This window comes from Streptomyces sp. NPDC007863 (assembly GCF_040633895.1).
Lineage (GTDB): Bacteria > Actinomycetota > Actinomycetes > Streptomycetales > Streptomycetaceae > Streptomyces.
Map to the genome: position 1 here is coordinate 96,672 of NZ_JBEYEI010000005.1, position 13,606 is coordinate 110,277.

The following is a 13,606-nucleotide window of genomic DNA, read 5'->3' on the forward strand; positions in this document are numbered from 1 at the left end:
CCGTCCGTCACTTCGCAGGCAGCTTCGCCCACTTCGGGTCGAGGGCGATCGCCTTCAGCCGCTCCATGGTGAGCGCGGGCTCGGCGCGGGTGGCCGCCTCGTGCTGCGCGCCGGTGTTGAAGGCGCCGACGACGACCCGGAAGCCGTCCTTCGTCATGGTGTCGGCGGTCCACCAGACGACGCCCGCGCCGCCCTTCTCGCCGGGCTGCTGGGTGAGCTTCACCTTGCGGCCGTCGGGGAGGGTGGTGACGTCGCCGGAGCCGAAGAGCTGGTCGGCGACGTCGCCCATGCCGTACTGCACGTTGATCTGGACGAGGCTCTTGCCCTTGCCGTCGTCGACGACGACGAAGCCGAACTCGCCCTCCCCGCCCTTGTCGACGACGGTGAGCCCCTTGGGCATCAGGCCGCGCAGGGTGTTGGTCACCCCGTTGCCGGTGATCTGCGGCGGCGCCTGGCGGACCTTGCCGGGCGCACCGGCCTTGCCGGGCCCGGCGGCGGGCGCGGTGGGCAGCGGCGGGATCTGCTTGAGGAGCGGCCGCCACGCCTCGGCGGTGACGATCGTCTTGAGCTGCTCCGCGGAGAAGGGCGGGTTCTCGCGGCTGATCTCGGCGTCCTTCGCGGCGGGCGCGTTGTACTCGCTGACGTCGACGAGGAAACCGTCCTTGGTGAGCAGCACGGCCCGCCAGTTCTTGGTCTCGACGCGCTTGTCGGGGTACTCGTACCCCTGGAAGACCATCCACCGGGAGCCGTCCCCGAGCCGGCCCTCGTCGCAGTCGTCATAGGGGACGTACGCCTTCTCGGGACAGGTCACCATGTCGAGGCCCGCGTCGGGCTCGCGGCCGGCGCGGGAGAGGAAGGCGCTGACGGCGGCTTCGCCCTGCCCGTCGTCGAAGTACCCGCCGACGCCCTGCCCGGTGCCTTCGAGGCCGTCGAACCGCCACTGTCCGGCGGGGGCGTTGGCCTTGAGGACGTCGGCGATCTCGGAGAGCGGGATCTTTGCCTCGCCGGGCTTGAGCGTCCCGGCGTCGGAAGTCGCCGCCCCGCCGGTGCCGGGCGTCGGCGTCACGCCGGTCTGGGGCGCCGACGCCACGGAGGCCTTGTCGGCCTGCTTGGCGGGGGTGACGACGGAACCGGCGTACACGCCGCCGACGCCGATGGCGGCGAGCGCGAGGGCGCCGCCGGTGACGGCGAGCCTGCGGCGCAGCAGCCGGCGGCGGCCGCGGGCGAGGCCGCCGGAGACGAGCTCGGGCCGGCTGTCGACGGGGAAGCCCTCGCCGGTGGCGCGCAGGGCGGAGCCGAACTCGCCGAGGAACTCCGGGTCGTGGTCGTGGTGTTCGTTCTGGGGCATGACGAAGTAGCCCTCTCTGCTGGTGAGTACGGGAAGCCGGTGGGGTACCGGGAAGCGTGACGGGTGCGGCGGAGCGCCGCTCAGCGCAGGGCGAACTCGGCGATGCTGCCGCCGAGTCGCTGCCGCAGTTTGCCGAGCGCCCGGGTAAAACGGGTGCGGACGGCCGCGGAGCTGGTGTGCAGGGCGTCGGCGGTCTCCTCGACGCTGCGGTCCTCCCAGTAGCGCAGCACGACGACCGCCCGGTCCTTCGGGGGCAGTGCGGCGAGCGCGTCGAGGAGGGCGATCCGCAGCAGCGGGTCCCGGCCGTCGTCCGGGGTGTGGTCGGGCAGTTCGCCCAGCGGGCGCTCGGTGGCGGAGCGGCGCCGCTGGTGGCTGAGGAACGTACGGACGAGCACGGTCTGGGCGTACGCGGCGGGGTTGCCGATCCGGGACACCCTCCCCCAGAGCACGTACATCTTGCCCAGCGTCTCCTGCGTGAGGTCCTCGGCGAGGTGGACGTCCCCGCTGGTCAGCAGGCAGGCCGACCGGAACAGCTGGCCGGTGCGCGCCGAGGCGAACTCCAGGAACTCGTCCGCGCGGGACGTTCTCATGTCCCTCCTCTCCGTGGCGGTGGGTGCGGCGGCCGGTCGCGAGTGGTCACCGGCGGTCGCCCTGTGCGACCGTCGAGCTCGCTGTCGTGCCGTACACCTCTTCGACGCGACGGAGCCGGGGAAATGTTTCATCGAACTCGCCCTCGAACGCATCCAAAGAAGCGGAATCGGGTAATCCTGTTGGTATGAACACTCTCAGCGCAGAGATCCTGGCCGCTGGGGTCTGGCAGTCAGGTCTGGCACAAGTACTCGGCGGCCTCGTGCTCGTCGCCATCCTCATCGGGGCCTTCTGGTTCGGTTTCCGCGTCCGCACCCGCGAGCCCCGGCCACCGAAGCCCGACGAGCAACCGCACCGCCCGGACACCGGCGCGCTCCCCGGCGAGATGTCGGAGTACCGCCGGGGCACCGAGATGCCGCACACCGACGGCGCGCACCGGCTCATGCCGTACCAGCTCAAGGACGGCGGCGGCACGGAGACCTCCCCGACCCCGCCGAGCGAGGAGAAGCGCAAGTGGGGCGGGATCTCCAGTGGCGGCTTCGGCAGCGGAGGCACCGGACACGGCGACTGAACGGCGACCGACGTGCACGCCACCACACGCGGGCGGCTGAGGGCGATGGCCCTCGGCCTGCTCGGCTCCGCCGCCGAGGCGGACCGGGCGGTACGGACCACGGAACGCGCCCTCGCCGCCTACGGCCCCGGCCCGAGGGCGCGCCGGGGTCCGGGCCCCGTCCCCGATCCCGGCCCACCGCCGGAAGCCGTCCTGGCCCGGATCTGCCTGGGCCGGCTCCGGGCCCGTGAAGCCCGCCGCACCGACCCCTGGGACCCCTGGGCGGACGCGCCCGACGCCCCCGGCCTGACCCCGGCGGAACGACTCGTCCTCGTCCTCCACGACCTCTACGGCGTCCCGTACGAGACCCTCGCCACCGTCCTGGAACGCGCCCCGGCGGCCGTCCGCCAGATCGGCGCCCGCGCCAGGGCCCGCGTCAGGGGCACCGAGGAGATGCCCGCCCCCGATCCCGTACGCCTCCGGGCCGCCGTGGACGCCGTCCTCGCCGCCGCCCGCGAGGGCGACACCGCGGCGCTGCGCGCCCTCCTCGACCCCGACGCGGTGCTGCGCGCCGACCCGGGAGCCGTACGCGGCGGAGTCCGCCCCGCCCACGGCGCCCCCGCCGTCGCCCGCGTCCTCGCGGCCCGCGCGGCGGTCGCCCGCCCGATCCTGGTGGACGGCGCCCCCGCCCTGGTCGCCGCCCCGGACGCGATCTACGTCTTCACGGCGCCGGCCGGCCCGATCACCTCGGTCGACGTCCTCGCGGACCCGCCCCACGTCTCCCGCCTGGCGATCACCGGCTAGGCCCCGTCGGTCCTCCGCCCGGCCCGCTCCGCGATGTGCTCCGGCACGGCCGCGGCGAGACCGGCGGGGAGCGCCGGGTCGGGCACCGGCGTCCCGAAGGAGGTCACGACCGGCAGCACCCCCGCCCACAGCCCCAGCCCCGCGTCCTCGGAGTCACCGTCGTCCGGCGGCCCGCTCCGCGTCTTCACCGAGGCCTCGGTGAGGTCGAGCGCGAGCAGCGAGGTCGCGGCCAGTTCCTTCCGGCTGGGCTGCCGGACGTACTCCCACTGCCCCGGGCTGCTCTGCTCGGTCAGCGCCCGCAGCCCCCGCAGCTTCTCCTCCGGATCGGTGACGGGCGCGGGAACGCCGTAGATCATCGCGCACCGGTAGTTCACCCCGTGCTCGAACACCGACCGCGCGAGCACCAGCCCGTCCACGTGCGTCACGGTCACGCACACCGTGCTCCCCGGCGCCCGCACCAGACTCCGGCTGGCCACGGACCCGTGCACGTACAGCCGGTCGCCGTCGACCCCGTACGCCGTCGGCACCACCATCGGCACCCCGTCCACGGTCACCCCGAGATGGCACAGCCACCCGGCGGCCAGCACGGCGTCCAGGTCCTCCCGCCGGTACGACCCCTTCTCCCGCATCCGCCGCAACCGAGTCCGCTCGGTCACCTCGATCTCGTCCATGCTTCCCCCCTGTCTCGCACAACAGAAAAGGCCCGATCGGACGATGTCCGGTCGGGCCCTCTTCTGAGCCGCCTTCGGGATTCGAACCCGAGACCTACGCATTACGAGTGCGTTGCTCTGGCCAACTGAGCTAAGGCGGCGCCGCGTACAGCACCATGGTCGGTGCAGCAGCGTCGCCAAGTCTACACAGTTTCCGGGAGTGCTTTGACCAGGGGCGGAGCGGGCGGGCGCGGGGGCTACGAGCAGCGCTTTCCGTCGGTGGGCGGGGTGCCTTCGAGGAGGTAGGTGTTGACGGCGGTGTCGACGCAGTCGCTGCCGCGGCCGTAGGCGGTGTGGCCGTCGCCCTCGTAGGTGAGGAGGGTGCCGGAGGAGAGCTGGCCGGCGAGGGACTCGGCCCACTTGTAGGGGGTGGCGGGGTCGCGGGTGGTGCCGACGACGAGGATCGGCGCGGCGCCGTCCGCGGTGATGCGGTGGGGGCGGCCGGTGGCCTCGGCGGGCCAGTAGGTGCAGTTCAGGGCGGCCCAGGCGAGGCCGGTGCCGAAGACCGGGGAGGCCTTGTCGAAGGAGGGGGCGGCGGCCTGCGCGCCGGCCGGGTCCCGGTAGGCGGGCGGCAGGTCGAGGCAGTTCACGGCGGCGTTGGCGAACATGAGGTTCGCGTACGAGCCGTCCGGCTCCCGCTCGTAGTAGCTGTCGGCGAGCGCGAGCAGCGCCGAGCCCTCGCCGCCGATCGCCCGGGTCAGGGCCTCCCGCAGCTGCGGCCAGGCGCCCTCGTCGTACATGGCCGCGATGACGCCGGTGGTCGCCAGGGACTCGCCGAGCTCGCGGCTCTCGCCGGTGGGGACGGGGGTGGCGTCCGTGGTGCGGAAGAAGGTCTTCAGGGCCTCTCCGGCCGCCGCGGCCGACTCGGTGCCGAGGGGGCAGTCGGGCCGGGTGACGCAGTCGGCGGCGAAGGCCCGGAAGGCGGTCTCGAAGCCGGCCGTCTGGTCCCGGTTGAGGTCGAGCGCCGAGAGCGACGGGTCCATCGCCCCGTCGAGGACGAGCCGCCCCACACGGCCGGGGAACAGCTCGGCGTAGGTGGCGCCGAGGAAGGTGCCGTACGAGGCGCCGACGTAGTGCAGCCTCGCGTCGCCCAGGACCGCCCGCAGGATGTCCATGTCGCGGGCCGTCTCCACGGTGGAGACGTGCGGCAGGACCGCGCCGCTCCGCTGCTCGCAGCCGGCCGCGAACCGCCGGAAGGAGGCGGCCAGCGCCTCGACCTCCGCCGCGTCGTCCGGCGTCTGGTCGACCTGGGTGTACGCGTCCATCTCCGGGCCCGTCAGACAGTCGACGGGCTCGCTGCGGCCGACCCCGCGCGGGTCGACGGCCACCACGTCGTAGCGGGCCCGCACCGGCTCGGGGTAGCCGATGCCCGCGTACCCCTGGAGGTAGTCGACGGCCGAGCCGCCGGGCCCGCCGGGGTTCACCAGGAGCGAGCCGATCCGCTCGCCGGGGCCGGTCGCCCGCACCCGGGAGACGGCCAGCCGCACCTCGCGCCCGGCGGGCTTCGCGTAGTCGAGCGGGGCCCTGAGGGTCGCGCACTGGAAACCGGGGACGCCGCAGTCCCGCCAGGACAGCTTCTGGCCGTAGTACTTCCTCAGCGCCTCGGGCGACGGCGCCGGGGAGGCGACCTGCCGCGCCGTGGCGGACCCCGGGCCCTCGGGGGCGGCGGCGCCGCTCCCGCCCGTACAGCCGGAGAGGATCAGCCCGGCCGCGGCCAGCGCCGTGGCGGAGATGCGGAGGAGACGCCTGGAGTCCATTCCCGGAGCGTATCCGGACGAGTACGGACCGTGTCCAATCGCGTGCCGACCCCCACGGGCCCGGACCCGGCCGTCCGGGCCGGTCGCGGGCGTCCGGGGCCGGTCGTCGGCGTCCGGAGTCGGTCGCCGCGACGCCGCGACTGACGTCGGACGTCGGAAACTGAGCCGGTCAGTCGCCGGCGTCCGAGGGGTTCAGTCGCGGAGCGCCATCGTCATCGCCTCGACCGCGAGCAGCGGCGCCACGTTCCGCTCCAGGGCCTCGCGGCAGGCGAGGATGGCCTCCACCCGGCGCAGGGTCCGCTCCGGGGTCGTGCCGCGGGCGATCCGCTCCACCGCGTCCCGCACGTCCTCGTTGGCCAGCGCGGAGCCCGTGGCCAGCTGGAGCGTCAGCACGTCCCGGTAGAAGCCGGTCAGGTCGGTGAGCGCGAGGTCCAGGCTGTCGAGCTGGGTGCGGCGGCCGCGGCGCTTCTGCTTCTCCTCCAGCTCCTTCATCATCCCGGCGGTGCCGCGCGGCATCCGCCCGCCCTGGACGGCCCCGAGCGCCGCCTTCAGCTCCTCGGTCTCCTTGGTGTCGACCTCCTCGGCGACCTGCTTCGCGTCCTCCGCCGCCGCGTCCACCAGCTCCTGCGCGGCCTTCAGACAGCCGCCGATGTCCGCCACCCGCAGCGGCAGCTTCAGGACGACGGCGCGGCGGGCTCTGGCCCGCTCGTCCGTGGCGAGCCGGCGGGCCCGGTCGACGTGGCCCTGGGTGGCGCGGGCGGACGCGTGGGCGAGCTCCGGCTCGATGCCGTCGCGCCGGATCAGCACGTCCGCGACGGCATCGACCGGCGGGGTGCGCAGGGTCAGGTGGCGGCAGCGGGAGCGGATCGTCGGCAGCACGTCCTCGACGGAGGGCGCGCAGAGCAGCCAGACCGTGCGGGGGGCGGGCTCCTCGACGGCCTTCAGGACGGCGTTGGCCGACTTCTCGTTGAGCCGCTCGGCGTCGGCGACGAGGATGATCTGCCACCGGCCGTTGGCCGGGGAGGTGAAGGACTTGCGGACGGTGTCGCGCATGTCCTTGACGAGGATCTCGGTGCCGACGGCGGCGACCGTCGTCACGTCGGCGTGCGTGCCGACGAGGGCCGTGTGGCAGCCGGTGCAGAAGCCGCAGCCCGGCGCCCCGCCGAGCGCCCGGTCCGGGCTGACGCACTGGAGGGCCGCCGCGAAGGCGCGGGCGGCGTCGACCCGGCCCGCGCCGGGCGGGCCGGTGAAGAGCCAGGCGTGCGTCATCTTCGACGCCTCCGGGGCGGGCTCGCCCGCGGCCTGGGCGGTGACCAGCGCGTCGGCGTCCCGCGCGGCGGCGGTGAGCTGCGCCTCGACCCGCTCCTGTCCGACCAGGTCGTCCCATACGGCCATGTCTGCCCCTCCTGAAGGTACGTCCTCCATTGTGGGGCAGCGGACCGACAACCCGGCCCGGAGCGGGGCGGCGACCGGTGCCCGGGCGGGCCGGATCCCCCGGTCCGCCCTAGTCCTCCCGGTCCGCCTAGTCCTCCCGGTCCGCCTAGTCCTCCCGGTCCGCCTAGTCCTCCCGGTCCTCGTAGCCGCCGAAGAGCTCGTCGGCGAGGGTCGGCAGGTCGTCCAGCGGGGTCTCCTCGGCCCAGTCCGAGCGGCGGCGCGGCCGGCCGGCGTCGTCGAGCTGGGGCAGCTCGCGGGTGACGTCGTTCGCCCCCTCCGCGCCGGTCCCGTCGCGGAAGAAGTCCTGCGGCACCCGGTCCGCCGGGTCCGCCGCCGGCCGCGCGTCCCGTACGGGCGGGAGCACGGCGGTCTCGTCGACGCCGCGGTCGCCGATCTGCGGCAGGACCGCGGTCTCGGCCTCGGGCCGGCGCGGGTCCTCCGGACGGACGACCGGCGTCGCCACGGTGACCTCGTTCGGCGAGACGGCGCCCTTCGGTGCCCTCGGGTCCTCGGCCCGGGCGGGGTCCTTCGCCGGGACGGGGTCCTTGCCGAGGTTCACGACCGGCGTCTCGACGGTGACCTCGGCGGCCGACGCCTCGGCCGCGGCACGCTCGGCGGCGGCACGCTCGGCGGCGGCCTTCCGCTCCACCGCCCGCTCGGCGGCCGCGCGCTCGGCGGCGGCCTTCCGCTCCGCCGCCTCCGCCTCGGCGGCGGCGCGCTCCGCCGCGGCCCGCGCCGCCGCCTCCTCGGCCGCCTTCGCGGCGGCCGCGGCGGCCGCGGCCCGGCGGGCCTCCTCCGCGCGGAGCAGGGCCTCCTCGGCCTTGCGCTGCTTCTCCTGGCGGAGCGCCTCGGCCTCGGCACGGAGCCGGGCCTCCTCCTCGGCCTGCTTGCGGAGGCGTTCCTCCTCCTCGCGGCGGGCCTTCTCCTCGGCCGCGCGCCGGCGGGCCTCCTCCTCGGCGGCGATCCGGGCCTCCTCGGCCTTGCGCCGGGCCTCCTCCGCCTGCCGCTCGGCCTCCAGCCTGCGGGCCTCTTCCTCCTCGCGGCGCTTGCGCTCCTCCTCCTCGGCGCGCAGCTTCGCGAGCTGCTCCTGGCGCTCGCGCTCCAGGCGCTCCTCCTCGGCCTTGCGGGCGGCCTCTTCCTCGGCCTTGCGCCGGGCCTCCTCCTCGGCCTTCCGGCGGGCCTCCTCCGCGGCCTTCACCTCGGCCTCGGAGAGCGGCAGCATCCGGTCGAGCCGGTGGCGCACGACGGTGGTGACGGCCTCGGGCTCCTGCCCGGCGTCGACCACGAGGTAGCGCGAGGGGTCGGCGGCGGCGAGGGCGAGGAAACCGGCCCGCACGCGCGCGTGGAACTCCGGCGGCTCCGACTCCAGCCGGTCGGGGGCCTCGGTGAACCGCTCCCGGGCGGTCTCCGGGGAGACGTCGAGGAGGACGGTCAGGTTCGGGACGAGGCCGCCGGTCGCCCAGCGGGAGATGCGGGCGATCTCGGTCGGCGAGAGGTCGCGGCCCGCGCCCTGGTAGGCGACGGACGAGTCGATGTACCGGTCGGTGATGACGATGGCGCCCCGCTCCAGGGCGGGCCGGACCAGGGAGTCGACGTGCTCGGCGCGGTCGGCGGCGTACAGCAGCGCCTCGGCGCGGTTCGACAGACCCGCGGAGGAGACGTCGAGCAGGATCGAGCGGAGCCGCTTGCCGATGGGGGTGGCGCCGGGCTCGCGGGTGACGACGACCTCGTGGCCCTTGGCGCGGATCCAGTCGGCGAGCGCCTGGACCTGGGTGGACTTGCCGGCGCCGTCGCCGCCCTCCAGGGCGATGAAGAAGCCGGTGGCGGACGGGGCCTGGGCGGGGTCGGCGCCGCGCAGCGCGTCGCGCAGGTCGCGGCGGAGCGGGACGCCCGCGCGGTCGTCGGTCCTGGCCAGGACGAGCGCGGCGACGGGCAGCAGCAGCGCGCCGACGAGGGCGAGCGTGAAGGCGGCGCCGCCGTGGTCGAAGACGAACTTCCCGGAGTCGGAGACGAGCCGGTGCGGGCCGATCGCGGCGGCGAGCAGCGGCGCGGCGAGCGCGCCGACGGCGATGCCGACGCGCGCGGTGGCCTGGAGGTGCGCGGTGGTGCGCTCCCGGGCCGGCTCCTCGGTCTCCTGGTCGATGAGGGTGTGTCCGGTGTGGGCGGCGACCCCGGCCGCGTAGCCGGCGAGCGCGGCGAGGAGCAGCACGGTCGCGGTGTCGGGCACGAGGCCGACGGCGATCAGGGCGACGCCCGTGACGGCGAGGGCGAGGGCGAGCAGCCGGCGCCGGGAGAGCACCGGGAGCACGGAGCGGGCGGTGCGGATGCCGACGGCGGTGGCGCCGCTGAGCGCGAGGACGAGCAGCGCGTACGTGACGGGCCCGCCGTCGAGGTCGACGGCGTGCAGCGCGGCGAGCGAGGCGGCCGCGCCGATGGCGCCGGCGACGGTGGCGCAGGCCAGGACGAGCAGCGGTACGGCTCCGGTGCGGCCCTTGCCGGCCGTTCCGGTGCGGCGCAGGCCCTCAAGGGGCGAGCGGGGGCGCGGGGTCTGCCCGCCGGGCAGGGTGATCGCGGCCAGGACGCTGACGGAGGCGGCGAAGAGGCCGGCGGCGACGTACGAGCCGAGGGCGGCCTGGTGGAGCGTGAACCAGTCGATGCCGGAGCCGAGCAGGTTGCCGATCAGGGTGGCGGCGAGCAGGACGGCGGCGGCGGCCGGGACGGCGAGGAAGGCGGTGCGCTGGTTGAGCGTGCGCAGCGCGCCGAGGTGGTCGGGGAGCGGCCGGACGGCGTCGCCCTCGACGGGCGCGGCGGGCAGCAGCGCGGGCGCGGCGCCGTCGCGGCAGACGGTCCAGAGGCGCTCGGCGGCGCCGGTCAGGAAGACGGTGCCGAGCAGGAACCACAGGGCGCTGCCGGGGGTCCAGTCGATCCACAGGGGCGCGATGACGAGGAGCGCGATCCGCAGCCCGTCGGCGCCGATCATGGTCCACCGCCGGTCGAGGGCGGCGCCGGGCGCGGTCAGGGTGGTGAGCGGGCCGAGCAGGACGGCGCCGAAGAGGACGGTGGCGAGCAGCCGGGCGCCGACGACGGCGGCGACGGCGAAGGCCGCGCCCCGGTAGCCGCCGCCGAAGGCGCCCTCGCCGAGCGCGGCCTGGAGGCCGAGCAGGACGAGGACGAGGAGGGCGAGGGCGTCGCCGACGCCGCCGACGACCTGCGCGCTCCACAGCCGGCGCAGCGGCTGGTGGCGTACGAGGGCCTTCACGGCGCGCTCCCGGGAATCCGCGACGAGGGCCGCGTCGAAGACGGGGGCGGCGCCGGGGGCGGGTGCGGCTTCGGAGTCGCCCAGAAGCTCTGGCTGCTCTGCTCGCGTCATCCGTCCACCCTATCCGGACGGCCTGGCTCACCGGGGCCTCGGCCGAACAAACGTAGGAAGGGCGAGAGCCTCGCTCCCGCCCTTCCTCCCGTACGACCCGCCGGGACCACTCCTGCCCGGGGAGGTCTACTCCGGCTTGGCCGCGGCCGCCTTCTTGGCGGCGGCCGTGGTCTTCTTCGCGGCGGTGGTCTTCTTGGCCGCCGTCGTCTTCTTCGCCGCCGTGGTCTTCTTCGCGGCGGTCTTCTTCGCCGCCGTCTTCTTGGCCGCGGTCTTCGCCGGGGCCTTCTTGGCGGTCTTCTTCGCCGGGGCCTTGGCGCGCTTCTCGGCGAGCAGCTCGTAGCCGCGCTCCGGCGTGATCGTCTCGACGCTGTCGCCGGTGCGCAGGGTCGCGTTGGTCTCGCCGTCCGTCACGTACGGGCCGAAGCGGCCGTCCTTGACGACCACGGGCTTCTCGCTGACGGGGTCGGTGCCGAGCTCCTTCAGCGGCGGCTTGGCGGCGGCCCGGCCGCGCTGCTTGGGCTGGGCGTAGATCGCGAGGGCCTCCTCCAGCGTGATGCTGAAGAGCTGGTCCTCGCTGGTCAGCGACCGGGAGTCGGTGCCCTTCTTGAGGTACGGGCCGTACCGGCCGTTCTGCGCGGTGATCTCGACGCCCTCGGCGTCGGCGCCGACCACGCGCGGCAGCGACATCAGCTGGAGGGCCTCCTCCAGGGTGACGGTGTCCAGGGACATCGTCTTGAAGAGGGAGGCGGTGCGCGGCTTGACCGCGTTCTTGCCGGTCTTCGGGGTGTCCTCGGGGAGGATCTCCGTCACGTACGGGCCGTACCGGCCGGCCTTGGCGACGATCTGGTGGCCGCTGACCGGGTCGGTGCCGAGCTCGAAGTCGCCGCTCGGCTTGGCGAGCAGCTCCTCCGCGTACGCCACGGTGAGCTCGTCGGGCGCGAGGTCCTCGGGGACGTCGGCCTTCTGGTAGCCCTCCTGCTCCCGCTCGCCGCGCTCGACGTAGGCGCCGTAGCGGCCGACGCGGAGCACGATGCCGTCGCCGACGGGGAAGGACGAGATCTCGCGGGCGTCGATGGCGCCGAGGTCGGTGACGAGCTCCTTGAGGCCGCCGAGGTGGTCGCCGTCGCCGTTGCCGGCGTCGGCGGCGGCGCCGGACCCCTCGCCCTCGCCGAAGTAGAAACGCTTCAGCCACGGCACGGACTGGGCCTCGCCGCGGGCGATGCGGTCGAGGTCGTCCTCCATCCTCGCGGTGAAGTCGTAGTCGACGAGCCGGCCGAAGTGCTTCTCCAGGAGGTTGACCACGGCGAAGGAGAGGAAGGACGGCACGAGGGCCGTGCCCTTCTTGAAGACGTAGCCGCGGTCGAGGATGGTGCCGATGATCGAGGCGTACGTCGACGGGCGGCCGATCTCGCGCTCTTCCAGCTCCTTGACCAGGGTGGCCTCGGTGTAGCGGGCGGGCGGCTTGGTGGCGTGGCCGTCGGCGGTGATCTCCTCGGCGGCGAGCGCGTCGCCCTCGGCGACCTGCGGCAGGCGCCGCTCGCGGTCGTCGAGCTCGGCGTTCGGGTCGTCGGCGCCCTCCACGTAGGCCTTCATGAAGCCGTGGAAGGTGATCGTCTTGCCGGAGGCCGAGAACTCGGCGTCGCGGCCGTCGGCGGAGGTGCCGCCGATCTTGACGGTGACCGAGTTGCCGGTGGCGTCCTTCATCTGGGAGGCGACGGTCCGCTTCCAGATGAGCTCGTACAGCTTGAACTGGTCGCCGGTGAGACCGGTCTCCGCCGGGGTGCGGAAACGATCACCCGAAGGCCGGATCGCCTCGTGCGCCTCCTGCGCGTTCTTGACCTTGCCCGCGTAGACGCGCGGCTTCTCCGGCAGGTAGTCGGCGCCGTAGAGCTGCGTCACCTGGGCGCGGGCCGCAGCGACGGCGGTGTCGGAGAGCACGGTGGAGTCCGTACGCATGTAGGTGATGAAGCCGTTCTCGTACAGCTTCTGCGCCACCTGCATGGTCGCCTTCGCGCCGAAGCCGAGCTTGCGGCTGGCCTCCTGCTGGAGGGTGGTGGTGCGGAAGGGCGCGTACGGGGAGCGGCGGTACGGCTTCGACTCGACCGAGCGGACGGCGAAGCGGGTGTCGGCGAGGGCGGCCGCGAGCGCGCGGGCGTTCGCCTCGTCGAGGTGGAGCACGCTGTCGCTCTTCAGCCGGCCGTCGGCGCCGAAGTCACGGCCCTGCGCGACGCGCTTGCCGTCGACCGCGGCGAGGCGGGCGGTGAGGGAGGACGGGTCGGAGGGGTCGCCGGCGCGGCCGGTGGAGAAGGTGCCGGTGAGGTCCCAGTACTCGGCGGAGCGGAAGGCGATGCGCTCGCGCTCGCGCTCGACGACGAGCCGGGTGGCGACGGACTGCACGCGGCCGGCGGAGAGGCCGCGCATGACCTTCTTCCACAGGACCGGGGAGACCTCGTAGCCGTACAGCCGGTCGAGGATGCGGCGGGTCTCCTGGGCGTCGACCATCCGCTTGTTCAGCTCGCGCGGGTTGGCGACGGCGGCCTGGATCGCGTCCTTGGTGATCTCGTGGAAGACCATCCGGTGGACGGGGACCTTGGGCTTGAGGACTTCCTGGAGGTGCCACGCGATGGCCTCGCCCTCGCGGTCCTCATCGGTGGCGAGGAAGAGCTCGTCGGACTCGGCGAGCAGGTCCTTGAGCTTCTTGACCTGCGCCTTCTTGTCCGCGTTGACGACGTAGATGGGCTGGAAGTCGTGCTCGACGTCGACGCCGAGGCGGCGCACCTCGCCGGTGTACTTCTCCGGCACCTCGGCGGCGCCGCTGGGAAGGTCACGGATGTGCCCGACGCTCGCCTCGACGACGTAGCCGGGGCCGAGGTAGCCCTTGATCGTCTTCGCCTTGGCAGGCGACTCGACGATGACGAGTCGGCGGCCGCCGTGTGCGGTCTCGCTGGTCGGGGACAACTTCGCTCTTCTCTCCGGTCGACGCGGTCTGCGCTGGCACGCACGTCAGCGACACGCACGGTGACGCTGGCGTCGCTGCGGAGTGTG

The 13,606-nt window shown here is 74.5% G+C and carries 9 protein-coding genes and 1 tRNA gene; 2 read left to right on the plus strand and 8 right to left on the minus strand.

What is annotated here, in order from left to right:
* Positions 1-7: 7 nt before the first annotated feature.
* Positions 8-1,348 (minus strand): hypothetical protein, encoded by a 1,341-nt coding sequence (locus ABZ621_RS09630; protein WP_360602446.1) that lies wholly within the window; start codon positions 1,346-1,348, stop codon positions 8-10.
* Between the two features lie 80 nt (positions 1,349-1,428).
* The gene (locus tag ABZ621_RS09635; protein ID WP_360602448.1) at positions 1,429-1,938 is read right to left on the minus strand and encodes a SigE family RNA polymerase sigma factor; all 510 of its coding nucleotides are present in this window, start codon (positions 1,936-1,938) and stop codon (positions 1,429-1,431) included.
* A 185-nt stretch (positions 1,939-2,123) separates the two neighbouring features.
* Here ABZ621_RS09635 and ABZ621_RS09640 point away from each other — a divergent pair, with 185 nt between their 5' ends.
* Positions 2,124-2,507, plus strand: a complete 384-nt coding sequence (locus tag ABZ621_RS09640) for a DUF6479 family protein (protein ID WP_360602450.1) — start codon at positions 2,124-2,126, stop codon at positions 2,505-2,507.
* 12 nt (positions 2,508-2,519) lie between these two features.
* Positions 2,520-3,290 carry a sigma factor-like helix-turn-helix DNA-binding protein gene (locus tag ABZ621_RS09645; RefSeq protein WP_360602452.1) on the plus strand — a complete coding sequence of 257 codons (771 nt, stop codon included), beginning with the start codon at positions 2,520-2,522 and terminating at the stop codon, positions 3,288-3,290.
* On the opposite strand, the gene ABZ621_RS09650 is transcribed toward ABZ621_RS09645, so the two are convergent.
* The 6 genes from ABZ621_RS09650 to topA all read right to left on the minus strand — a co-directional run bounded on the left by ABZ621_RS09650 (position 3,287) and on the right by topA (position 13,519).
* Positions 3,287-3,961: a pyridoxamine 5'-phosphate oxidase family protein gene (locus ABZ621_RS09650; protein WP_360602454.1), complete on the minus strand. Its 675-nt coding sequence runs from the start codon at positions 3,959-3,961 to the stop codon at positions 3,287-3,289. The two genes, ABZ621_RS09645 and ABZ621_RS09650, sit on opposite strands and share 4 nt — an antisense overlap.
* Positions 3,962-4,027: 66 nt before the next feature.
* Positions 4,028-4,101: transfer RNA gene (locus ABZ621_RS09655), tRNA-Thr, on the minus strand.
* 96 nt (positions 4,102-4,197) lie between these two features.
* Positions 4,198-5,757, minus strand: coding sequence for an alpha/beta hydrolase (locus ABZ621_RS09660; RefSeq protein ID WP_360602456.1), 1,560 nt, complete (start codon positions 5,755-5,757; stop codon positions 4,198-4,200).
* A 192-nt stretch (positions 5,758-5,949) separates the two neighbouring features.
* Positions 5,950-7,152 carry a DNA polymerase III subunit delta' gene (locus ABZ621_RS09665; protein WP_360602458.1) on the minus strand — a complete coding sequence of 401 codons (1,203 nt, stop codon included), beginning with the start codon at positions 7,150-7,152 and terminating at the stop codon, positions 5,950-5,952.
* A gap of 163 nt (positions 7,153-7,315) precedes the next feature.
* Complete coding sequence (gene tmk, locus ABZ621_RS09670) at positions 7,316-10,561, minus strand: dTMP kinase (RefSeq protein ID WP_360602460.1); 3,246 nt, start codon at positions 10,559-10,561, stop codon at positions 7,316-7,318.
* Positions 10,562-10,687: 126 nt separating this feature from the next.
* Entirely contained in the window at positions 10,688-13,519 is a 2,832-nt protein-coding gene (gene topA, locus ABZ621_RS09675; RefSeq protein WP_360602462.1) for a type I DNA topoisomerase, read from the minus strand.
* Positions 13,520-13,606 lie beyond the last annotated feature (87 nt).